This window comes from Amycolatopsis sp. NPDC051102 (genome assembly GCF_040682815.1).
GTDB lineage: Bacteria > Actinomycetota > Actinomycetes > Mycobacteriales > Pseudonocardiaceae > Amycolatopsis.
The window spans coordinates 268,608-289,573 of record NZ_JBFBBT010000006.1 but is presented as its reverse complement, the minus strand read 5'-3'; the positions used below and the strand labels follow the sequence as shown (position 1 = coordinate 289,573).

General features: G+C 71.5%; 18 protein-coding genes. 8 read left to right on the top strand and 10 right to left on the bottom strand.

Annotated elements, in window-relative coordinates; translation table 11 throughout:
* Window positions 1-58: 58 nt before the first annotated feature.
* Window positions 59-517, top strand: coding sequence for a hypothetical protein (locus AB0M93_RS20385; RefSeq protein ID WP_364275602.1), 459 nt, complete (start codon window positions 59-61; stop codon window positions 515-517).
* A gap of 57 nt (window positions 518-574) precedes the next feature.
* On the opposite strand, the gene AB0M93_RS20380 is transcribed toward AB0M93_RS20385, so the two are convergent.
* Window positions 575-1,321, bottom strand: coding sequence for a PRC and DUF2382 domain-containing protein (locus AB0M93_RS20380; RefSeq protein WP_364275600.1), 747 nt, complete (start codon window positions 1,319-1,321; stop codon window positions 575-577).
* Between the two features lie 308 nt (window positions 1,322-1,629).
* Between AB0M93_RS20380 and AB0M93_RS20375 the strand changes: the two genes are divergently transcribed.
* On the top strand, window positions 1,630-2,103 hold the full coding sequence (locus tag AB0M93_RS20375; RefSeq protein ID WP_364275598.1) for a carboxymuconolactone decarboxylase family protein: 474 nt from the start codon (window positions 1,630-1,632) through the stop codon (window positions 2,101-2,103).
* An 88-nt stretch (window positions 2,104-2,191) separates the two neighbouring features.
* On the opposite strand, the gene AB0M93_RS20370 is transcribed toward AB0M93_RS20375, so the two are convergent.
* A complete protein-coding gene (locus tag AB0M93_RS20370; protein WP_364275596.1) occupies window positions 2,192-2,857 on the bottom strand; it encodes a hemolysin III family protein in 666 nt (221 codons plus the stop codon).
* Between the two features lie 89 nt (window positions 2,858-2,946).
* Between AB0M93_RS20370 and AB0M93_RS20365 the strand changes: the two genes are divergently transcribed.
* From AB0M93_RS20365 to AB0M93_RS20355, 3 genes are all read left to right on the top strand, one after another.
* Complete coding sequence (locus tag AB0M93_RS20365) at window positions 2,947-3,723, top strand: isoprenyl transferase (RefSeq protein WP_364275594.1); 777 nt, start codon at window positions 2,947-2,949, stop codon at window positions 3,721-3,723.
* A 451-nt stretch (window positions 3,724-4,174) separates the two neighbouring features.
* Entirely contained in the window at window positions 4,175-5,467 is a 1,293-nt protein-coding gene (locus AB0M93_RS20360; RefSeq protein WP_364275592.1) for a PhoH family protein, read from the top strand.
* 158 nt (window positions 5,468-5,625) lie between these two features.
* Window positions 5,626-8,709, top strand: coding sequence for an amidohydrolase family protein (locus AB0M93_RS20355; RefSeq protein ID WP_364275590.1), 3,084 nt, complete (start codon window positions 5,626-5,628; stop codon window positions 8,707-8,709).
* A 4-nt stretch (window positions 8,710-8,713) separates the two neighbouring features.
* Here AB0M93_RS20355 and AB0M93_RS20350 read toward each other — a convergent pair whose 3' ends face one another.
* On the bottom strand, window positions 8,714-10,153 hold the full coding sequence (locus tag AB0M93_RS20350; RefSeq protein WP_364275589.1) for a GuaB1 family IMP dehydrogenase-related protein: 1,440 nt from the start codon (window positions 10,151-10,153) through the stop codon (window positions 8,714-8,716).
* Between the two features lie 44 nt (window positions 10,154-10,197).
* Here AB0M93_RS20350 and AB0M93_RS20345 point away from each other — a divergent pair, with 44 nt between their 5' ends.
* On the top strand, window positions 10,198-10,665 hold the full coding sequence (locus AB0M93_RS20345) for a DUF309 domain-containing protein (protein ID WP_364275587.1): 468 nt from the start codon (window positions 10,198-10,200) through the stop codon (window positions 10,663-10,665).
* Between the two features lie 52 nt (window positions 10,666-10,717).
* Here the strand turns inward: AB0M93_RS20345 and AB0M93_RS20340 are convergent, their stop codons facing one another.
* Window positions 10,718-11,341 (bottom strand): MBL fold metallo-hydrolase, encoded by a 624-nt coding sequence (locus AB0M93_RS20340; RefSeq protein WP_364275585.1) that lies wholly within the window; start codon window positions 11,339-11,341, stop codon window positions 10,718-10,720.
* A gap of 97 nt (window positions 11,342-11,438) precedes the next feature.
* Here AB0M93_RS20340 and AB0M93_RS20335 point away from each other — a divergent pair, with 97 nt between their 5' ends.
* Window positions 11,439-12,647: an NADH:flavin oxidoreductase/NADH oxidase family protein gene (locus AB0M93_RS20335; protein ID WP_364275583.1), complete on the top strand. Its 1,209-nt coding sequence runs from the start codon at window positions 11,439-11,441 to the stop codon at window positions 12,645-12,647.
* On the opposite strand, the gene AB0M93_RS20330 is transcribed toward AB0M93_RS20335, so the two are convergent.
* From AB0M93_RS20330 to AB0M93_RS20305, 6 genes are all read right to left on the bottom strand, one after another.
* Entirely contained in the window at window positions 12,644-13,258 is a 615-nt protein-coding gene (locus AB0M93_RS20330; RefSeq protein ID WP_364275582.1) for a Pr6Pr family membrane protein, read from the bottom strand. The two genes, AB0M93_RS20335 and AB0M93_RS20330, sit on opposite strands and share 4 nt — an antisense overlap.
* Before the next feature lie 68 nt (window positions 13,259-13,326).
* A complete protein-coding gene (locus AB0M93_RS20325; protein WP_364275580.1) occupies window positions 13,327-13,767 on the bottom strand; it encodes a hypothetical protein in 441 nt (146 codons plus the stop codon).
* A 193-nt stretch (window positions 13,768-13,960) separates the two neighbouring features.
* Window positions 13,961-15,493, bottom strand: coding sequence for an ATP-dependent DNA ligase (locus AB0M93_RS20320; protein WP_364275578.1), 1,533 nt, complete (start codon window positions 15,491-15,493; stop codon window positions 13,961-13,963).
* Between the two features lie 40 nt (window positions 15,494-15,533).
* Window positions 15,534-17,198, bottom strand: coding sequence for a substrate-binding domain-containing protein (locus AB0M93_RS20315; protein WP_364275576.1), 1,665 nt, complete (start codon window positions 17,196-17,198; stop codon window positions 15,534-15,536).
* 69 nt (window positions 17,199-17,267) lie between these two features.
* On the bottom strand, window positions 17,268-18,113 hold the full coding sequence (locus AB0M93_RS20310) for a helix-turn-helix transcriptional regulator (protein WP_364275574.1): 846 nt from the start codon (window positions 18,111-18,113) through the stop codon (window positions 17,268-17,270).
* The gene (locus AB0M93_RS20305; protein ID WP_364275572.1) at window positions 18,113-19,510 is read right to left on the bottom strand and encodes a class II fumarate hydratase; all 1,398 of its coding nucleotides are present in this window, start codon (window positions 19,508-19,510) and stop codon (window positions 18,113-18,115) included. Before AB0M93_RS20305 ends, AB0M93_RS20310 begins: the two co-directional genes overlap by 1 nt.
* Window positions 19,511-19,658: 148 nt before the next feature.
* Here AB0M93_RS20305 and AB0M93_RS20300 point away from each other — a divergent pair, with 148 nt between their 5' ends.
* Entirely contained in the window at window positions 19,659-20,960 is a 1,302-nt protein-coding gene (locus AB0M93_RS20300; RefSeq protein WP_364275570.1) for a lipase family protein, read from the top strand.
* Window positions 20,961-20,966: the final 6 nt, after the last annotated feature.

Below are 20,966 nucleotides of genomic sequence, written 5' to 3'. Positions count from 1 at the left end.
CGCGTGCACGTCGTCTAGCGTTGCGCTTCCGCTCTCCGCTCTCCCCGAAGGAACCCCCATGGGCGCACGCCGCGAAAGACGTTTGCTCGAGACCGCCGCACCGATGATGCAGCCGGGTGAATCGCCCGAAGTGATCGCCATGGCCAAGGTCGGCTCGCTGCGGAAGGTGCTGGGCCGGCACTTCGCGCTCGCCGCCGCGACCGCGGTGCTGAGCGGCGGCACGATGTTTTCCATCACCACCCAGCGCGAGCTCTACCTGCTGCTGACCGACCGTCAGCTGCTGTTCTTCGAGGCCGACGCGTACACCGGCGGCCCGGGCAAGGCGCTGTTCGGCGTCCCGCGGACGCACGTGGCGATCACCGAGCCGCGAGGCGGCGTGCTGCTGAAGTTCGAGCTGTACATCCACGGCTGGGACCAGGCGATGGCGTTGTCGATGCCGCCGTTCCCGCCGTCGCTGCGCAAGAAGGGCCGGCAGCTGCTCGCCGGCCTGCCGCGGCTGCAGGCCGAGGCGGGGTGACCCGGGAGGGTGGCCGGTGTCGGGGACCGGCCACCCACCCGGGAGTCTTCAGCACGGTCAGGATCGACGGTGCTTGCGGTCGTCGTCGGTGACTTCGAACTGCTCCTTGCGCACCTTGCCGGAGACGGTCTGCTCGTCGGTGACCGTCTCCTTCCGCAGCCGCGCCCGCTCGACCGGCACGGTTTCCTTGCGCACCACGGGTTTCTCGGCGTGCAGGACGACGTCCTGCTCGGCCTCGCCGATCTCCGCCCGGCCGTCGCCGCGGGTGATCGGCTCCCGCTCGATGCGCACCTCCTCGCGCCGCACCGGCACGGTGACCTGCTGCTCTTCGGTGACCACGTACTTGCGCAGCCGCACGTGCCCGGTCTCGACCTGCTCGGTCCCGACGTTCAGCCGCTCCTCCGACCGCGTCATGCTGCGGTCGTCGCGCTTGTCGCGCCCGCCCATGGCGGCCTTGCCCCGGTCCGTCCGCCCGTCCGCCGAAGCGCGCGGCACCGGCAGGCCGTAGTGGCGGTAGAGCTGGGTGCTCTCCTCGGGCGAAAGGTGCCCGTCGGCGTCGATGCGCGGCGCGTCGGAGACGCTCTCCTTGTCCACCTGGACGTGGATGCCGTCCCGGTCGGTGTGCGCGCCGGAGAGCGGGACGAAACTTTCCTTGGTGCCGAACAGGCCGGTCTTGACGGTGATCCACTCCGGCTGGTGCGTCGCGTCGGCGAGGTAGACGTTGCCGACCTTCCCGAGCTTGTTGCCTTCGGGATCGACCACCGCGCTGTCGATCAGTTCCTGCGGCTGCATGGTGCTGGCCATCGCGGTCGTGCTCCTTCCACGCGTTGGGGTCTGGTGAGGCCCACGGTCGGCCGTCCCGCAGCGGGCGGCAACCGTCGTGGTGTCCCCGTGGGTGACCCCTGAACGTGAGCGTTTGAAGCGGTCTCGGCTGGCCATACCGGCACGGATGCCCTGGTGGAGCGCGGTGTCCCCGGCGTGACCGGCGGCCGCGGCGGTGGCGCGAAGGTGTGTACCTGGATTCGCCGTGACCGGCGTCACCAAGGCGGCTGTCACAACGCCGCCACCTGGGTCGTCAGAGGGGTGAAGCAGCCGAGGAAAGGGGAACGACCATGGAAGCGCGGCTCAACATGTTCGAGAACGAGGTCGCCGGCAAGTTCGTCAAGCGCCTGATCGCGGCGTCCCGCCCGGTCGAGGAGTCGTCGCTGCCGAAGGCGACCCAGGAGCTGGTGAAGATCCGCGCGAGCCAGATCAACGGCTGCGGAATGTGCCTGGACATGCACACGAAGGACGCGGCGGCGGCCGGCGAGACGGCGGTCCGCCTGGCAATGGTGGCGGCGTGGCGCGAAGCGGTGGTGTTCACCGAGGCCGAGCGCGCGGCCCTGGCACTGGCGGAGGAGGGCACCCGCCTGGCGGACACGCACACGGGCGTCAGCGACGAGACGTGGGCGGCGGTGCGGAAGCACTACGACGACGAGCAGATTGGCGCGCTGGTGGCCCTGGTGGCGATGATCAACGCGTGGAACCGCTTGAACGTGATCGTCCGCAACCCGGCGGGCGAGTACCAGCCGGGGATGTTCGGCTGAGCACCGGCGCCGAAGGGGACACTCGCAATCCCGGAAAAGCGAAGCGCGGCCACTCATCCGAGCGGCCGCGCTTTCGTTCTGCGGACAGTCAGGCGTACATGGCCAGCCAGATCGCGATGTAGTGCGAAACCGCAGCCAGCACAGTGCAAGCGTGAAAAAACTCGTGGTAACCAAAGGTCTCAGGCCAGTGGTTGGGCCACTTCACGGCGTAGAACACGGCCCCGAGCGTGTAGAACAACCCGCCCACGCAAAGCAGCACCAACGCAGCAATCCCGGCATGCGAAGCCAGCTCAGGGAAGACGAACACCGCAACCCACCCGAGCGCGATGTAGATCGGCACTCCCAGCCACCGCGGCGCAGTCGGCCAGAGCATCTTCAGCGCCACCCCGGCGATCGCTCCGCCCCAGACGATCGACAGGATCACGTAGCCGGTCGGCTTCGACATCGCCAGCAGCGTGAACGGCGTGTACGTCCCGGCGATGAACAAGAAGATCATCGAATGGTCGGCGCGCTTCATCCACTTGTACGCCCGCGGGCTCCAGAACCGCCGGTGGTACAGGGCACTGACCCCGAACAGTCCCAGCACCGTCAGGCCGTAGACCGACGTGGCGAGAGCGGCGATCGGGGACACTGTGGACGCCGCCAGGCTGATCAGCGCCGCCGCGGCCGCCAGGGCTCCGAAGAACGTCCAGAAGTGGATGTGCCCGCGCAGCCGGGGGCGGAGGTCCACTACGGGTTCGGGTGGTTCCGTCATCAGGCTCACCCTTCCAGGTTACGGGACCGTAAGTTGTCCGGCAGCGGTCGAGTCACGCGCCTCACACCGGGTGCGTACGCTGGCTCGACGTGAGTGTTCGCTCGTTCTTGTCCGACGTCGTGTACAGCGCCTACGGCAGGCGCCTCATCCAGCAGGCCGCCGGCCGGCATCCGCGGCACATCGCCATCATGCTCGACGGGAACCGCCGGTGGGCCCGTGAAGCGGGCTTCACGGACGTTTCGGATGGTCACCGCGCCGGGGCGAAGAAGATCGCCGACTTCCTGAGCTGGTGCCAGGAGGCCGAGGTCGAGGTCGTCACCATGTGGCTGCTGTCCACCGACAACCTCAACCGCGACCCGGACGAGCTCACGCCGCTGCTCAAGATCATCACCGACGTCACCGACGAGCTCGCCGGGCCCGGCACGCCGTGGCAGTTGCGGATCGTCGGCGCGCTGGACCTGCTGCCCGCCGACGTCGCGAAGCGGCTCAGCGAGGCCGCCGCCCGGACCGAAGGGCGGACCGGGATGGAGGTCAACATCGCCGTCGGGTACGGCGGTCGGCAGGAAATCGCCGACGCCGTGCGCAAGCTGCTGCGCCAGCACGCCGACGAGGGGACGTCCATTCAGGAACTGGCGAAGATCCTGGACGTCGACCACATCTCCGAACATCTCTACACCTCGGGCCAGCCGGACCCGGACCTCATCATCCGCACCTCCGGTGAGCAGCGGCTTTCCGGCTTCCTGCTGTGGCAGTCCGCGCACTCGGAGTTCTGGTTCACCGAGGCGTACTGGCCCGCGTTCCGGCGGGTCGACTTCCTGCGTGCGATGCGCGACTACGCCTGGCGGCACCGCCGGTTCGGCTCCTGAAGCACCCGGAAAACCGCTGGTCACCGGGGCTGAAGCGCACCGAGAGTTGATTTCGGACGACCGACGGTGAGATGACGATCTGGCGAATCACCGTGTTGGCTCCCTGCGCGATCCGGCATTCGTGGGTACCTTCCGAGGAGAGGACGCGCGTTCCGTGCGGGTCCTCGCGGGAGGCCCTGGTCGTGGCGGTGATCGAGGGGGCGGCTCAGCCGCCCACGAGACGCTCGAGGGGGCCGGCACCCGGCCCTCGTGGCCGCGCCACCTGACCCACCGGTCAGGAGGAGTGGTCCAGCCAGGGAGGTGCCCGGCCCAGCGAGTGCGGGCGTGAGGTGCACACGCCCTCGAGGGAGATGCCGTCGTGACTGCGCAGCGTTTGCCCCGTAAGGCCTCTGGCCACTCTTCGACCGGTGCCGTTTCCGGCCCGGAGAAAGCGCCCGTATCCCAGCAGCACATGTACGTGCTCGACACGTCGGTCCTCCTTTCGGACCCGTGGGCCGTCACTCGGTTCGCCGAGCACGCCGTCGTGCTTCCGCTGGTCGTCATCAGTGAACTGGAGGCGAAGCGCCACCACCCGGAGCTGGGCTGGTTCGCCCGGGAATCCCTGCGCATGCTCGACGACCTGCGCCGGCAGTACGGCAGGCTCGACGCGCCGCTCCCCATCGGGGACCACGGCGGCACGCTGCAGGTGGAGCTGAACCACTCGGACCCGTCGGTGCTCCCGTCCGGGTTCCGGACCGACTCCAACGACCACCGCATCCTCGCCTGCGCGCTCAACCTCGCGGCCGAGAACCAGGCGGTCACGCTGGTGACGAAGGACATCCCGCTGCGGGTCAAGGCCGGGGCCGTCGGTCTCGAGGCGGACGAGTACCGCGCGCAGGAAGTGACGCCGTCGGGCTGGACCGGCATGGCGGACGTCGACGTCGAGCAGGACGTGCTCGACACGCTGTTCGGCGGCAGCACCGTCGACCCGGTCGAATACGGCATGGACGAGCTTGCCGAGCTGCCCTGCCACACCGGGCTGCGGCTGCTCGCGGGCAGCTCCAGCGCGCTCGGGCGGATCACGGCGGACAAGCGCATCCGGCTGGTCCGGGGCGACCGCGAGGCGTTCGGCCTGCACGGCCGCAGCGCCGAGCAGCGCGTCGCGCTCGACCTGCTGCTCGACTCCGACGTCGGCATCGTGTCGCTGGGCGGCCGGGCCGGCACCGGCAAGTCGGCGCTCGCCCTCTGCGCCGGCCTCGAGGCGGTGATGGAACGCCGTCAGCACCGCAAGGTCGTGGTGTTCCGGCCGGTCTACGCGGTCGGCGGCCAGGACCTCGGCTACCTGCCCGGGTCCGAGAGCGAGAAGATGCAGCCGTGGGCGCAGGCGGTGTTCGACACCCTCGGCGCGCTGGTCAGCCAGGACGTCCTCGACGAGGTCTTCGACCGCGGCATGCTCGAGGTGCTCCCGCTGACCCACATCCGCGGCCGGTCGCTGCACGACACGTTCGTGATCGTCGACGAGGCGCAGTCGCTGGAGCGCAACGTCCTGCTCACGGTGCTCTCGCGGCTCGGCACGGCGTCGCGGGTGGTGCTCACGCACGACGTCGCCCAGCGTGACAACCTGCGCGTCGGGCGGCACGACGGCGTCTCGGCGGTGATCGAGAAGCTGAAGGGCCACCCGCTGTTCGCGCACGTCACGCTGACGCGCTCGGAGCGGTCGCCGATCGCGGCCCTGGTCACCGAGATGCTGGAGGACCACGGCTGACCCGGTGGCTCGTGAGTGGTAAGGCGAGTTAGAACTCGCCTTACCACTCACGACCTGGACCACCGCACCCGGCAACCGTTTCCGCGTTTGCGGGACATCCGGTGGAAAACCCGCTCGGCCGCTGTACGGCCGATCCGGGCCTGGGCATAGTGGGCCGCATGGGGCCGGAGAATCTTTCCCGTCGTGAGCTTCTCGTCCGTGGTGGCGCAGCCGCCGCCGCGCTGGCCGTGGCCGGGGCGGGGGTTGCCGAGGCCGAACCGGACGTCCGGCCGGAGGCCGGGCCGGACGGCGTGGTGCTGCGGGAGGGCACGAACATGTCCGCCGCGTTGTCGCCGGACGGCCGGTGGATCGCGGTCGACCTGGTCACCGGGATCTGGGTGCTGCCCGCCGGCGGCGGCCGCGCCCGGCGGCTCACCGACGACCTGCAGGACGCGACGCTCCCAACTTGGTCGCCGGACGGCCGCCGGATCGTCTTCCAGTCCTACCGGGACGGCAACTTCCACCTGTACGTCATCGATGCCACGGGCGGGACGCCCCGCAAGCTCACCAGCGGGCAGTTCGACCACCGGGAGCCCGTGTTCTCCCCGGACGGCACCAAGATCGCCTTCAGCAGCGACCGGGACGGCAGCTACGGCGTCCACCTGCTGGACGTCGCCTCCGGAGCGATCAGCACGGTGGCGTCCACCGCCGACGAAGAGGCGTCGCCGCGGTGGTCGCCCGACGGCACGAAGATCGTCTTCACGGTGAACGACACCGCCATCGACGCCGTCACCCTCGCCACCGGCGCCCGGGCGCGCCTGGTCACCGCGACCGGCGCCGACAAGTTCTACGGCCCCGCGTTCGGTCCCGGCGGGCAGCCCAGCTATCTGCGGCTGCGCGGCGCCGAAGCGGACCTCATGCTCGGCGACGAGCAGCTGACCGACGGCGAGGACGTCTTCGGTTTCGCCGCGAACTGGTCCGGACCCACCGTGCTCTACACCGCGGACGGGCACATCCGGCGACGCGAGCAGTCCGGCGCGGTCAAGGACGTTCCGTTCGAAGCGCGCGTTTCCACGGCCACACGCGACTACCGCAGGCGGTTCCGTGACCTGGACTCGGCCGCGCCGAAGCCCGTCCGGGGCATCGCCAGTCCGGTCGTGTCGCGGGACGGCAAGCAGATCGCGTTCCGGGCCCTCAACGCGATCTACGTCGTCGGGGCCGGCGGGGGCCGGCCGCAGCGGCTGATCGGCGACGGCTACTTCAACTCCGATCCGGACTTCCACCCGGACGGGACGAAGCTGCTCTACACGAGCGACCGGCTCGGCACCGCCGACCTGTGGCTGCACGACCTCGGCACCGGCCGGGACACCGTCCTCACCCGGCTGGCGGGCGCCCAGGTCGCGCCGCGGTGGTCGCCGGACGGCGGCCGCGTGGCCTACGCCGACCAGGACGGCGCCACCTGGATCTACGACGTGGCCGCCGACAAGGCCCAGCAGGTGACGCCGCCGCTGTTCATGCCCGGCCGGCCCACCTGGTCGCCCGACGGGTCGGTCACCGCGCTGGCCGCGGTCAAGCCGTACTCGAAGCGGTACCGCGAAGGCACCAGCCAGATCCTCACCGTCGACCTGAAGACCCACGAACTCCGGTACGCCGAGCCGATGCCGTTCCGCTCGCTCGCCACCCGCGGCGACGACGGTCCACTGTGGTCACCCGACGGCCGGTACCTCGCGTTCACGGTCGAAAGCGTCGCCTGGATCGCCCCGGTCGACGGCGCCGGGAAGCTGATCGGCGCGCCGCGGCAGGTCACCCACGACGTCACCGACTCCCTTGCGTGGCAAGGGAACGACACGCTCGTGTACCTGTCGAAGGGGCAGCTCAAGGCCCAGAAGATCACCGGCGGCGAGCCGCGCACGATCCGGCTCGGCTTCACGTGGGCCCGGCCGCGCCCGCCGCGCCCGACCGTCATCCACGTCGGCGCGGCGTGGGACGGCGTCGCCCGCACGCTGCGGCGGGACGTCGACATCGTCGTCGACGGCGGCCGGATCGCCGACGTCCGGCCGCATCGGCCCGCCCCCGGGACCGTCGACGCGCGCGACCTGACCGCCATGCCCGGGCTCGTCGACATCCACAACCACTGGCACCTGCGCGGCCGGCAGTGGGGTGACCGGCAGGGCCGCCTGTGGCTGTCCTACGGCATCACCACGACCCGCTCGCCCGGCGACCCGGCGTACCAGATGCTGGAGACGCGCGAGGCCCTGGAATCCGGAAACCGCGTCGGGCCAAGGTACTTCGGCACCGGCGAAGCCATCGACGGCTCCCGGATCTACTACAACTTCATGCGGCCGACGCTGTCACCCGGGCAGCTGGACCTGGAGCTGTCCCGCGCGGTCGAGCTGGACTACGACCTGATCAAGACCTACGTCCGGCTGCCCGTGGCCTACCAGCAGGCGACGGTCCGGGCCGCGCACCGGGCGGGCATCCCGCTGTCGTCGCACTACCTGTACCCGGCGGCGAACATCGGCATGGACGCGATGGAGCACACCGGGGCCACCAACCGGCTCGGGTACTCGCACACCGTCAGCCGGACGGGCCGGGCGTACCAGGACGCGATCGCGTTGTTCGTCCGCTCGGGGATGTCGATCACGCCGACGTTGTTCACCTCCCGGGCGTTGTACGCCGACGACAAGTCGCTCGTGACCGACGAGCGCACCGAGGTCCTGTTCCCGCCGTGGGAATACCAGCTGCTCAAGACCACGGCGGACACCGCGGGCAACCCGGAGAACGCCTACCTCCGCCAGGTCCTCGCCGGGAACGTCGACATGGTGCTGCGGATCCACCGGGCGGGCGGGTTCGTGGTCACCGGCACGGACTCCCCGCTGGACAACGTGGCCGTCTCCACCCACCAGAACCTGCGGGCCATGGTCGCGTTCGGGTTCACGCCGTACGAGGCGCTCACCACCGCCACCCGCAACCCGGCGCGCTGGCTGGGTCTCGAGGGCCGGATCGGTGTGCTCAAGCCGGGTGCGTACGCCGATCTGTCGCTCGTCAGCGGCAACCCGTTGCAGGACATCAAGGCAGCCGCGAACGTCCGCACCGTGATGGTCGGCGGGGTGCTGCGGTCGGTCGGCGAACTGCTGGCGCCCTACCGGAACCAGCCGGGCACGCGGGCGGCCACCGAGGTGGCGCCCGCGGCCCGATCGGCGGAGAAGCAGCACTGGTGGCACGTTCCGGAGTGGTCGGAACACGTGTGCTGCGCGGGCTGAGCTCTTACCAGCCGGCGGGGAGGGGGCGGCCTTCGGCGAAGCCGGCCGCCGACTGGACGCCCAGCAGCGCGCGCTCGTGGAACTCCTCCAGGGTGCGGGCGCCCGCGTAGGTGCAGGACGAGCGCACGCCGGAGCCGATCGAGTCCAGCAGGTCCTCGACGCCCGGGCGCTGCGGGTCCAGGGCCATCCGCGACGACGAGATGCCCTCCTCGAACAGCGCCTTCCGCGCGCGGTCGAAGACGTTGTCCGTGCGCGTCCGCGCGCCCACCGCACGCTTCGACGCCATGCCGAACGACTCCTTGTAGGGCCGGCCCTGCTCGTCGAACCGCAGGTCGCCGGGGGATTCGTAGGTGCCGGCGAACCACGAGCCGACCATCGCCGCGGACGCGCCGGCGGCCAGCGCCAGCGCCACGTCACGCGGGTGGCGGACCCCGCCGTCGGCCCAGACGTGCTTGCCCAGCTCGCGCGCGGCGGCCGCGCAGTCGGCGACCGCGGAGAACTGCGGGCGGCCCACGCCGGTCATCATCCGGGTCGTGCACATCGCGCCCGGCCCCACGCCGACCTTGACGACGTCCGCGCCGGCCTCGATCAAGTCGCGCGTGCCCTCGGCCGTGACCACGTTCCCGGCGACCACCGGGACCTGCGGCGACACCGACCGGACGGCCCGCAGCGCGGTGATCATCTTCTCCTGGTGCCCGTGCGCGGTGTCGACGACCAGCACGTCGACGCCCGCCTTCAGGACCGCTTCGGCCTTCGCCGCGACGTCGCCGTTCACGCCGATCGCGGCCGCGACACGCAGCTTGCCTTCGCCGTCGACGGCCGGGGTGTAGATGTCCGCGCGCAGGGCCCCGACGGCGGTCAGGACGCCCGCCAGGCGGCCGCCGGCGTCCAGGCCCAGCGCCAGGGTGGCGCCGTGGCTGTGGAGCAGTTCGAAGACCTCGCGCGCCGGCGTGTCCAGCGGCACCGCGACGCTCGCGGGCTGCGCGACGTCGGCGAGCCGCGCGAAGCGGTCGACGCCCGCGCAGGCCGCTTCGTCGACGATGCCGACCGGGCGGCCTTCGCCGTCCACGACCACGACAGCGCCGTGGGCGCGCTTGTGGACCAGGTTGAGGGCGTCGGCGACCGCGTCGCCGCCGGTGAGCACCAGTGGCGTGTCCCACACCGTGTGGCGGCTCTTGACCCAGCCGACGATCTCGGTGACGGCGTCGGTGTCGACGTCCTGGGGCAGCACCACCAGCCCGCCGCGGCGGGCGACGGTCTCGGCCATCCGGCGGCCTGCGACCGCGGTCATGTTGGCGACCACGATCGGGATGGTCGCGCCGGTGCCGTCCGCGGTGGCGAGGTCGACGTCGAAGCGGGACTCCACGTCCGAACGGTTCGGCAGCAGGAACACGTCGTCGTAGGTCAGGTCGTGGGCGGGCCGGTGGCCGTCGAGGAAACGCACGAGTCACCAGACTACCTGCCGGGCCCGTGGCAGGATCTCAGGGTATGAGCCGCCGCGACCGCGACAACGAGGGACGGGCACGCAACGCACGGCCGCGCGACGGCCTCGGCCGGCCGCTGCCGTACGGCGCGGACGGCGTCGAGCGCCAGCCCGAAGGCATCGAGCGCACCCCGGCGCAAACGCTTGCGGAGGCCCAGCGCCTGCTCGACGACGGCAAGCCGTTCCACGCGCACGAGGTGTTCGAGGACGCCTGGAAGACGACCGACGGCGCCGACCGCGAGCTGTGGCGCGGCTTGGCGCAGCTCGCGGTGGGGCTGACGCACGCGGCCCGCGGCAACAACGTGGGTGCGGTGTCGCTGCTGGAGCGCGGCGCGGCGAACATCGAGCCGTTCCGGAGCGAGCCGCCGCACGGCATCGACGTCGCCGGGCTGCAGCAATGGGCGCTCACGCTGGCCGAAGAGGCGAAGCAGCGCGTGCGCGTGTCGCCGAGCGTGCCGCGGCTGACGTGCTGACGGAGCGAGCGCGGGCGATCGGGGAGATCGCCGCCGCCTGGGAGCACGCCTCTTAAGGTTGTTCCCAGCCGTCCGAGGCCGCCTTCTCATCGCCGATCGTGGTGCCTTCACCGTGTCCGGTGTGGACCTTCGTCGCGTCCGGGAGGGTGAACAGCTTCTCGCGGATGGACCGCACGATCGTCGGGTAGTCCGAATAGGACCGGCCGGTGGCGCCCGGCCCGCCGTGGAACAGCGTGTCGCCGGTGAACAGGACGCCCAGGTCCGCCGCGTACAGGCAGACCGCGCCCGGCGCGTGCCCCGGCGTGTGGATGACCTGCAGGGCCGTACCCGCGATGGTGAGCACCTCGCCGTCGGCCAGTTCGCCGTCCGGGGCGCGGTCCGGGTGCGTGAGGTCCCAGACGACCCGGTCGGCGGGGTGCAGCAGGATCGGCGCGCCGGTCGCGGCGGCGAGCTCGGGGGCGGCGTTGACGTGGTCGTTGTGCGCGTGGGTGCAGACGATCGCGGCCAGCTTCCGCTCGCCCACGACGTTCTCGATCGCCTTCGCGTCGTGCGCCGCGTCGATGACGATCACCTCCGCGTCGTCGCCCACGATCCAGACGTTGTTGTCGACGTCCCAGCTGCCTCCGTCGAGCCGGAAGACGCCGGAGGTCACCAGGTTCTGCACGATCGCCGTCATGCGCCCGACCCTAGTGGTCATTCGACGGGTAGATGACATACCGGCGGTATGCTACCGTCGAGTCATCTTACCGTGAGTAAGTTCGAGAGGTGACGCGATGACGCTCCTGGCGGAACCGCTGAAGCTGCGGTGCGGAGCCGTGCTGCCGAATCGCGTGGCCAAGTCGGCGCTGAGCGAGCAGCTCGGCGACCGCCGCAACGCCCCCACGCGCGAGCTCTTCGAGCTGTACCGGGCGTGGGCCCGCGGCGGCGCGGGCGTCCTGGTCACCGGGAACGTCATGGTCGACCCGGCCGCGCTCGGCGAGCCGCGCAACGTGGCGGCGACCGCGGACCCGGCCGGCTTCCGGGCCTGGGCGCGGGCGGTGGAGGGCACGGACACCCGGCTGTGGGTGCAGCTGAACCACCCCGGGCGGCAGAGCCCGCGGTACCTCTCGCGCGAGCCGGTGGCGCCGTCCGCGGTGTCGTTCGGCAACCGGGGCATCCGGACCGCCTTCGCGCCGCCGCGCGCCCTGACCGGCGAAGAGATCGAAGCGATCATCGAGCGCTTCGCGGTGGCAGCGCGGACGTTCGCCGACGCCGGCTTCCACGGCGTCCAGATCCACGGCGCGCACGGCTACCTCGTGTCCCAGTTCCTTTCGCCGCTGACGAACCTGCGCACGGACGCGTGGGGTGGCGACGCGGTGCGCCGCCGCCGGTTCCTGCTCGAGGTCGTCCGGCGGGTGCGCGCGGCCGTCGGGGACGGCGTGCCGGTGGCGGTGAAGCTCAACAGCGCGGACTTCCAGCGGGGCGGCTTCACCGAGGAGGAGTCGCTGGAGGTCGTGCGCGAGCTCGGCGAGGCCGGGCTGGACCTGCTGGAGGTTTCCGGCGGCACGTACGAGAAGGCCGCGATGATGGGCTCCGGACGCGCGAGCACGCAGGCGCGCGAAGCGTACTTCCTGGACTATGCGGCGAAAGCGCGTGAAGTTTCCGACGTCGCCCTGATGGTCACCGGCGGCTTCGCGACCCTCGGCGGGATGGAGGAAGCGCTGCGCTCGGGCGCGCTGGACGTCATCGGGCTCGGCCGGCCACTGGTCGTCGACCCGGGGTTGCCGGCGCGGCTGATCGACGGCGAAGACGTCCGGGCCGAGCGGCGCTGCCCGAAGACCGGCGTCCGGCTGGCCGACAGCCTGCTGGAAATCCAGTGGCACACCCGGCAGATGCACCGGATCGCCGCCGGCAAGCCGGTCGACCGGCGTGGCGCGCTGCCGACGCTCGTCCAGGCCGGGCTGACCGACGGGCTCAACGCGTTCCGCCGCGTCCGCGGTTAAGCGGGTTCGGCCCGCGCGAGCCGGCGGTCGTACAGGAACGCGGCGGCCGCGAGCGCGGTGAAGAACAGCCCGATGAACACGCAGTTCAGCGCCACCCGGCCGTAGCCGAGGGCGCCCGCGTCGACGAACGGGTACGGGTAGAAACCCGTGACCGCCCCGCGCGGGAGCGTGAACGCGAGCCAAGCGAGCGGGTACAGCAGCGACCACCACACCGTGCGCCGGCCGAGCACGCCCCGCGGGGCGGCGAGCAGCCAGCCGAGCACGAACAGGATCGGCGTCACCTTGTGCAGCATCGTGTCGGCAAACAGCGAGAGGCCGTGCAGTTCGTAGAGGCCGGCCAGCGCCACCTGGTAGACGATGCCGGTCACGATGATGCCGACCAGCGCGTCGAGCCAGAGGACGGTGAACAGCCGGCCGCGGGCCACGCCCAGCGCGACCAGCGCCGAGGTGAGCGTGACCAGCAGGTTCGAATCGATCGTGAAGAAGCAGAGCAGGTTCGCGACCCGCCCGTCCGGGGCGCTCGCGGTGGCGACGACCTGGGTGACCAGGCCGGCCAGCGCGACCACGGCGGTGACCGCGAACCAGGCGCGGGTGAGCTTCTCGCTGGGCATCGGAGGAGTTTAGCTCCACTGTGGACCGACTGCGCCCCGGCGCCGTCCGGCCCCGGGGCGCCCGGTCGTCAGGCCGCGAGGAGCGAGTCCCGGAGCGCGACGAACGCCTCGTACTCCGCCTTCTGCTCGACCGGCAGCTGGTAGGCGGCGGCGAGGAGCTTGTTCACGGAGGGGAGGATGCTGAGCCGGAACGTCCGGCCCTCGGTCGTCTTGATGACGAACCGGCCCTGCAGGTCACGCTTCTTCACCGACGCGCGGTTCGTGTCCGTGATCGTCAGCGGCGTGCCCGCCGTGACGGTGCCGTTCTTCTCCTCGAGCGGGACCAGGACGAGGTCCGTCTGCCCCGGTTTGAAGCCCAGCGCGAAGTTGGCGACGCTGGTCGTGCGGAAGACCAGGTAGTTCTTCTGCCGGATCTCCGCGGCGTACACCTTGGTGTAGTCCGCTCCGCCGTCGACGGCGCCGTCGAAGGCGGCGTGGATGGCCGCCTTCATCTGTTCCTTGCTGACCACTGGTTGCTCCTGCCATGACCGCTCGGGAAGCGAGCGGGATCCCTGTGAAGGAGCGCACTTTAGGGAACCTCGGGCACCGGCCGTGTCGGGAAAATTCTCGTCACCGCACGTCGAATTCGTCGAACGACAGCCCGGACTCGACCTTCCTCCACTGTGGCCGGTGCGGAGCGCGGGCACCAGCTACTTTCGTCTGTCAGCTCCCTTCCGGCCGGTCGCCGTGCAGCAGGCCGCGGACGGTGTCGATCGTGTCGGCGTCCGCCGGGTCCTTGTCCGGGCGGTAGCGGACCACCCGCGCGAACCGCAGGGCCAGGCCGCCCGGGTAGCGGGTGCTGACCTGGGCGCTGTCCAGCTCGATCTCCACCACGATTTCCGGGCGCACGTACACCGTCCAGTCGTCGCGGTGGGTTTCGATCTCCTGGAACGTCCTCGTCTGCCAGGCCAGCAGCTCGTCGGTCATGCCCTTGAACGTCTTGCCCACCATGATCGGCGGGCCGCCGTCCGGGTCGCGGGCGCCCAGGTGCAGGTTCGACAGCGTGCCGGTGCGCCGGCCGTGCCCCCACTCCGCCCCGAGCACCACCAGGTCGATCGTGTGCACCGGCTTGACCTTCAGCCACGCCCGCCCGCGCCGCCCGGCCGCGTACGGCGACGCGAGGTCCTTGACCATCACCCCTTCGTGGCCGGCTTCCATCGCCGCCTCCAGCACGGCGTCCGCGCGTTCGGTGCCCACCTCGCCGGGGATCACGTGCGCCCCGGCGACCTTGCGCAGCGCCGCGTTGCGCTCCGACAGCGGCGCGTCCAGCAGGTCGACGCCGTCGAGGTGCAGGCAGTCGAAGAAGTACGGCCGCAGCAGCAGCGCCTTGACCTGTTCCTCGCGGGTGCTGCCGAACCGGCTCTGGGTGTCCTGGAACGGCCGCGGCCGCCCGGCGTCGGTCAGCGCGAGCGTCTCGCCGTCGAGCACCACCGATTCGCACGGCAGCGCCCGCACGAGCTCCACCAGTTCCTGCACGCTGGCGGTGATCTCGCGCAGGGTCCGCGTCCAGATGTGCACCTCGTCGCCCTGGCGGTGCACCTGGATCCGCGCACCGTCCATTTTGTACTCGACGATCGCCTCGGCGTGCTCGGCGACGGCCTCGTCGAGCGACTCCGCCGGGGAGGCCAGCATCGGCTTGACCGGCGTGCCCAGGGTGAGCCGGAACTCCGCCAGCGCCGCCTGCCCGCCGGTCAGCGCCGCGACCGCGGTGACGCCGAGCTTCCCGGACAGCATGAAGGCCCGCCGCACGTCCGGCGCGGGCACCTCGGCCGCCGCCGCGACCGCGTCGACCATCACGCCTTCCAGCGCGCCCTGCCGCAGCTCGCCGGTGACCAGCCGGAACAGGAACCGCTGTTCCTCCTCCGTCAGCCGCACGAACAGCGCACGCAGCACGTCCTGCCGCCGCGCGTTCGACCCCGTGCCCGCCGCCACGCCCGCGGCCGCCGTCAGGGCCGCGTCGACCTCGGTGACCGTGGCCACGGGCTCCGCGGCCGGCGAAGCGCCCAGAGCCGCCAGAGTGCGCCAGCCCGCACCCAGCCTGTCCTGCGCCGTCTGCCCCGTCAGGTACGCGACCACCGCGGGCAGCTCGGCGATCTCCGCCGCGCGCAGCACCGCGGCCAGGACGGCGATCTTCGCCTTCCTGGACCTGGTCGCCGCCAGCTCGGCGGACGCGCGGACCAACTCGTTCAGCAGCACCCGGACATCATGACCCGGACCACCGACAATTTCTCGTCGGTCAGCTGTCCGCCCTGGTGCAGAGGGGGTCGAGCAGCCCGTCCTTGGCCACGCAGGGCGTGTACCCGGCGTCCTGCAGCTCGGCCCGCGCGGCCGGGCTCGCCAGGTAGTCGAGGAACCGCTTCAGCACGCTCTCGCCGTCCGGCACGCCCTTCGTGTACAGGTACTCGACGGTCCAGAACCGGTAGCCGGCGTCGATGGCCGTGACGTCGGGGTAGTGGCCGTCGAGCTGCACGACGCCGACCTGCTGGTTCCGGGCGGCCGCCGTTTTGGCCGCCGGGACGTCGGCGTACCCGATCGCGCCCGGCACCGCGGCGACTTCGGTGAGCACCTCGGCGGTCGTGCCGCGCTCGCAGCGGGTGGTCGCCGCGGCCGGGTCGCGTTCGGGACGGCGGCAGGAGTCCGACGTCAGCCGGTCCTCCGCGCCGCCCAGCACCTTCCGCTCGAACGTCTTGCGCGTACCCGACTCCTGGCCGCGCCCGACGATCCCGATCGGCACCGAGGGCCCCGGCCGCAGCTGGTCCCAGTTGCGCACCCGGCCGCTGAAGATGTCCTTGACCTGCTGGGTCGTCAACCGGTCGACCCCGGCGGCGCGGTTGACGACCAGGCTGTACACGACCACCGCGACGGCCTTCGCCTCGAGATCGGGCCCCGCTTCACCCGACCGGCCGTCCGAAAGCACTGCCAGCCCGTCCTTGCCCGCGGCGTCGAGCGGGGCGAGCGCGCGGACGCCGGTGACGCTGCCGGTCGCGCGGGTCGTGATGGCCGCGTCGTCGCACTGGGCGTGGTACTCGGCGGCGATGCCGTCCATGATCGGGACGAACGCGCTCGACCCTTCGACCGACAGCTTCCCGCCGGCGCACTGCGCGGAGCCGCTCGGCCGGGACCACGAGACGAGCAGCGTCGCGAGCAGTGCGCCGGTCAGCAGCACCCCGACCGCCGTCGTGACGATCGGCCAGGTGACCCGGCGCTGCTTGCGCTCGTCCTTGATCCGGCCGGCGGCGAGCCGGGCGTGGTGGTCGATCTCCTTGCTGATCTCGCCGTCATCGTCGCCGGGCTCGCGCAGCACGACGACCAGCTTGAACTTCTCCTGGCGCTTCAGGGAAAGCCGGGCCAGCCGGACGCCGTGCCATTCGGGCGCTTCGGGGGCGGGCACCCCGGCCAGCCGCTTGGGCAGCAGGGCGCGCACGCGGGACAGCTTCGCGCTTTCGACCGGCTGCGGGGTTTCCCGCGTGAAGAACTCCAGACCTTCGCGGACGTGGCGGCGCAGCCCGTCGTCGGTGGCGTCGGACACCCGCGCGTCCCAAACGATCCGGCTGCCGAAGGTGAACGACAGCGGGATCTCGAAGTCGCCCGGCGCGATGTCGAACCCGCCGGTGTTGCGGATCCGGATCACGACCACGCTCATCCGGCTCAGCAGCCGCGCGGTGCGTGCCAGCTGCGGATCCGCTTGCGCGGAACCGTTTTCGCCGTCGTGCAGGTCGATCGGGGACAGCCCGATCTTGGAGTTGTAGAGCACCCGGAACGCCAGCCGGCGCCGCCGGATGAAGTAGCGGTCGACGAACGGCGCGGCCATCGCGACCAGCGCGGCGAGGCCCAGGACGAGACTGCCCGAGTCCGAGCTGAGGATCTCGGCGAGAGACTGCATCGTCGCGCCGACGCCCACCGTGCTGCTCCTCTACCCCCGACGCCCCAGGACAAGCAGCGTAGGCAGCGCAACCGCGGCACGGGACGGCTATCGGTGAGTGTTCACCGGTCGTTCACCGGCGCCGAGCCGGCCGGCCAGCAGGCCGAGCGCGCGCTCGCTTTCCGACCCCGGTTCGGCGTGGTAGATCACCACGCCCTGGTCGGGGTCGTCGGGCAGGCGCAGCGTCTGGTAGCGCAGCCGCAGCTCGCCGACGACGGGGTGCACGAACAGCTTCCAGCCCTGGGCCTTCTCCTGGACCGCGTGCTCGGCCCACAGCTCGCGGAACTGTTCGCTCGCCAGCGAAAGCTCGTCGACCAGCCGGGCGAGCTGCGGGTCGCCGGGGTGCCGCCCGCTCTCCGCGCGCAGGTTGGCGACGAGCTCGCGGCACACCACGTCCCACTCCGGGTGCAGCTGCTTCGCGCGTTCGTCGGTGAAGAGCAGCTTCGGCATGCTGCGTTCTTCGAGACGGCCGAAGTCGAACGAGACCGCGCCGCCGAGCGGGTTCCAGGCCAGCACCTCCAGGTACCGGCCGAAGACGAACGCGGGCGCCTGGATGGCGTCGAGCAGCTGCTGCAGCTCGGGCCGGATCCGTTGCGGCGCAGTGCGTTCCCGGCGCTTCGGCGCGGCGAGGTTGTGCAGGTAGGACTCCTGGCCGTCGTCGAGGCGCAGCGCACGGGCCAGCGAGCCGAGGACGGCGTCGGAGACGTTCTTGGCGCGGCCCTGCTCCAGCCGCGTGTAGTAGTCGACGCTGATCCCGGCCAGCTGGGCCAGTTCTTCGCGACGCAGCCCCTCGACCCGGCGGTGGGTGATCCCGCGCGGCAGGCCCAGCTCGGCCGGGTCGAGGGCGGCCCGGCGTGCCTTCAGGAAGGCGCCGAGCTCGGCTGCGTCACTCATCACTTCCCGCCGCGGGCCATGCGCAGCACGTCGAGCGCCTCGTCGAGCTGCGCTTCGGTGAGCTTGCCGTCCTTCACGAATCCGCGTTCGATGACGACTTCGCGGATCGTCTTCAGTTCCTTCAACGCCTGCTTCGCGACCGCGGCCGCGGCTTCGTACCCGATGTACTTGTTCAACGGCGTCACGATGGACGGCGAGCCCTCGGCGTAGGTCCGCGCGCGGTCGGCGTTCACCGTGATGCCCGCGAAGACCTTGTCCGCCAGCAGCCGCGAAACGGCCGCGAGCAGCCGCGCCGATTCGAGGACGTTGCGGGCGATCACCGGCAGGTTGACGTTGAGCTGGAAGTTGCCCGCGGCCCCGGCGAACGCGACCGCCGCGTCGTTGCCGATCACCTGCGCGACCACCTGCAGCGTCGCCTCCGGGATCACCGGGTTCACCTTGCCCGGCATGATCGACGAGCCCGGCTGCAGGTCCGGCAGCGCCAGCTCGGCCAGGCCGGTGCGCGGCCCGGACCCCAGCCACCGCAGGTCGTTGGCGATCTTGTTGAGCGACACGGCGACCGTGCGCAGGTGCCCGGAGGTCTCGACGACGCTGTCCTGCGTCGCCTGCGCCTCGAAGTGGTCGCGGGCCTCGGTCAGCGGCAGCCCGGTCACCGCGGCGAGTTCCGCGGCGACCGAGGAGCCGAAGCCGTCCGGCGCGTTCAGGCCGGAGCCGACGGCCGTGCCGCCGATCGGCAGCTCGCCCAGCCGCGGCAGGCCCGACTTCAGCCGCTCGACGCCGTAGCGGATCTGCGATGCCCACGCGCCGGCCTCCTGCCCGAGCGTGATCGGCACCGCGTCCATCAGGTGCGTGCGGCCGGACTTCACGACGTCGGCCCACTCGGCGGCGCGGACCTCGATGGCCCCGGCGAGGTACTCGAGCGCGGGGATGACGTCCTTGGTGACGGCTTCGGTCGCGGCGACGTGGATCGTCGTCGGGAAGGTGTCGTTCGACGACTGCGACGCGTTGACGTGGTCGTTCGGGTGCACGTCCCGCCCGAGGGCCCGCGAAGCGAGGGTCGCGATGACCTCGTTGGCGTTCATGTTCGACGACGTCCCCGAGCCGGTCTGGAAGACGTCGATCGGGAAGTGCGCGTCGTGCGCCCCTTCGGCGACTTCGTCGGCGGCGGCCGCGATGGCGTTCGCGACGTCGGCGTCGAGCACGCCCAGCTTGAGGTTCACCCGCGCGGCGGCGGCTTTGAGCAGGCCGAGCGCCCGGATCTGGGCGCGTTCCAGGCCCCGGCCGGAAATCGGGAAGTTCTCGACGGCCCGCTGGGTCTGCGCGCGGTAGAGCGCGTCGGCGGGCACGCGGACCTCGCCCATCGTGTCGTGTTCGATCCGGTATTCCTGATCAGCCATGACACCGATTCTGGACCTGTTCGGCGGCCGCCGCGTGGTGGCGTCGGCCACCCCGCCCACCGGATGGTGTACGCGGCTGTACACGACACCTACTCGCTGGTAGGTTACGGCGATCCGCGTGATCAGCTTCATGATTCAAAGGGGAGTCATGACCGTTCGCACCGCCGCGTTCGCCGCCGCGCTCGCGCTGGCCCTCGCCGCCGCACCGGCCAGTCCCGCCGCCGCCGCGTCGTCCGATCCCTTCTACTCCTACGACGGCGGCACCCCGCTGTCGTCCTACGCGCCCGGGACCGTCCTCAAGACCCGGACCCTGGCCTACCACGTCGTCGGGCTCGCGACGCCGGTGCAGGCGGTCCAGCTGCTCTACCGGACCACCGACGCGCAGGGCCGCCCGGCCGCGAACGTCACCTCGGTCGTCCGCAGCATCACCGGTGACACCACGAAAGCCGTGTCGTACCAGTCGGCCTACGACTCGCTCGACCCCGCGGACGCGCCGTCGCGGGCGATCGCCGGGGACGTCACCCTCGGCGGCCTCCTGCCCAACGGCGAGTCGCTGCTGCTCCTCCCGTCGCTCCTGCTGGGCTACAACGTCGTCGTGCCCGACACCGAAGGGCAGACCGCGGACTTCGCCGCCGGGCCGGAGTACGGCACGAACACCCTCGATTCCATCCGCGCGGTCACGAGTTCGGCCGCGACGGGGATGACCAAGAGCACGAAGTTCGGGCTCCTCGGCTATTCGGGCGGCGCCATCGCGACCGGCTGGGCCGCCGCACTGGCACCGGGCTACGCCCCCGACGTCGACGAAAACCTCGTCGGCTTCACCGAAGGCGGTGTGCTCGTCGATCCCGCGCACAACCTGAAGTACGTCAGCGGCAGCCCGGTCTGGTCCGGCGTCATCCCGATGGCGCTGATCGGCGTCGCGCGCGGCTACGGCATCGACCTGCGGCCGTACGCGAGCGAATACGGGCTGAAGGTGCTCGACGAGCTGGAGCACGCGTCGATCATCACCGCCCTCGGCCGGTACCCGGGCCTGACGTGGCAGAAGATCGCGAAGCCGGAGTACGCGAACCCGAACTCGGTGCCGCCCTTCGTCGCGGCGGTGAACAAGGTCGACATCGGCTCCGCACCGACCCCGTCGGTGCCCGGGTTCATCGCCCAGGGCAACGCCGGGTTCCTGGAGGGGACCACGAGCAACTTCCCGGGCATCGGCACCGGCGACGGCGTGATGGTGGCCGGCGACGTCCGGGCACTGGCCCGCCAGTACTGCGCCACCGGCAACGGCTCGATCAAGTACACGCAGTACGACGCGCTCAGCCACGTCGGCGGCGCGGCGGCGTGGGCGCCTGCGGCGATCGCCTGGCTGGCCGACCGGTTCGCCGGGAAGGCGGCGCCGTCGAGCTGCGGGCACATCCCGGCGGGCAACGCGCTCGACCCGGAACAGCCGGCCTGACCGCGG

Excerpts from the sequence above, each read along its gene's own strand:
- AB0M93_RS20385 (WP_364275602.1), top strand. The coding sequence starts at position 59 with ATGGGCGCACGCCGCGAAAGACGTTTGCTCGAGACCGCCGCACCGATG.
- AB0M93_RS20380 (WP_364275600.1), bottom strand. The coding sequence starts at position 1,321 with ATGGCCAGCACCATGCAGCCGCAGGAACTGATCGACAGCGCGGTGGTC.
- AB0M93_RS20375 (WP_364275598.1), top strand. The coding sequence starts at position 1,630 with ATGGAAGCGCGGCTCAACATGTTCGAGAACGAGGTCGCCGGCAAGTTC.
- AB0M93_RS20370 (WP_364275596.1), bottom strand. The coding sequence starts at position 2,857 with ATGACGGAACCACCCGAACCCGTAGTGGACCTCCGCCCCCGGCTGCGC.
- AB0M93_RS20360 (WP_364275592.1), top strand. The coding sequence starts at position 4,175 with ATGTACGTGCTCGACACGTCGGTCCTCCTTTCGGACCCGTGGGCCGTC.
- AB0M93_RS20355 (WP_364275590.1), top strand. The coding sequence starts at position 5,626 with ATGGGGCCGGAGAATCTTTCCCGTCGTGAGCTTCTCGTCCGTGGTGGC.
- AB0M93_RS20345 (WP_364275587.1), top strand. The coding sequence starts at position 10,198 with ATGAGCCGCCGCGACCGCGACAACGAGGGACGGGCACGCAACGCACGG.
- AB0M93_RS20340 (WP_364275585.1), bottom strand. The coding sequence starts at position 11,341 with ATGACGGCGATCGTGCAGAACCTGGTGACCTCCGGCGTCTTCCGGCTC.
- AB0M93_RS20335 (WP_364275583.1), top strand. The coding sequence starts at position 11,439 with ATGACGCTCCTGGCGGAACCGCTGAAGCTGCGGTGCGGAGCCGTGCTG.
- AB0M93_RS20330 (WP_364275582.1), bottom strand. The coding sequence starts at position 13,258 with ATGCCCAGCGAGAAGCTCACCCGCGCCTGGTTCGCGGTCACCGCCGTG.
- AB0M93_RS20310 (WP_364275574.1), bottom strand. The coding sequence starts at position 18,113 with ATGAGTGACGCAGCCGAGCTCGGCGCCTTCCTGAAGGCACGCCGGGCC.
- AB0M93_RS20305 (WP_364275572.1), bottom strand. The coding sequence starts at position 19,510 with ATGGCTGATCAGGAATACCGGATCGAACACGACACGATGGGCGAGGTC.
- AB0M93_RS20300 (WP_364275570.1), top strand. The coding sequence starts at position 19,659 with ATGACCGTTCGCACCGCCGCGTTCGCCGCCGCGCTCGCGCTGGCCCTC.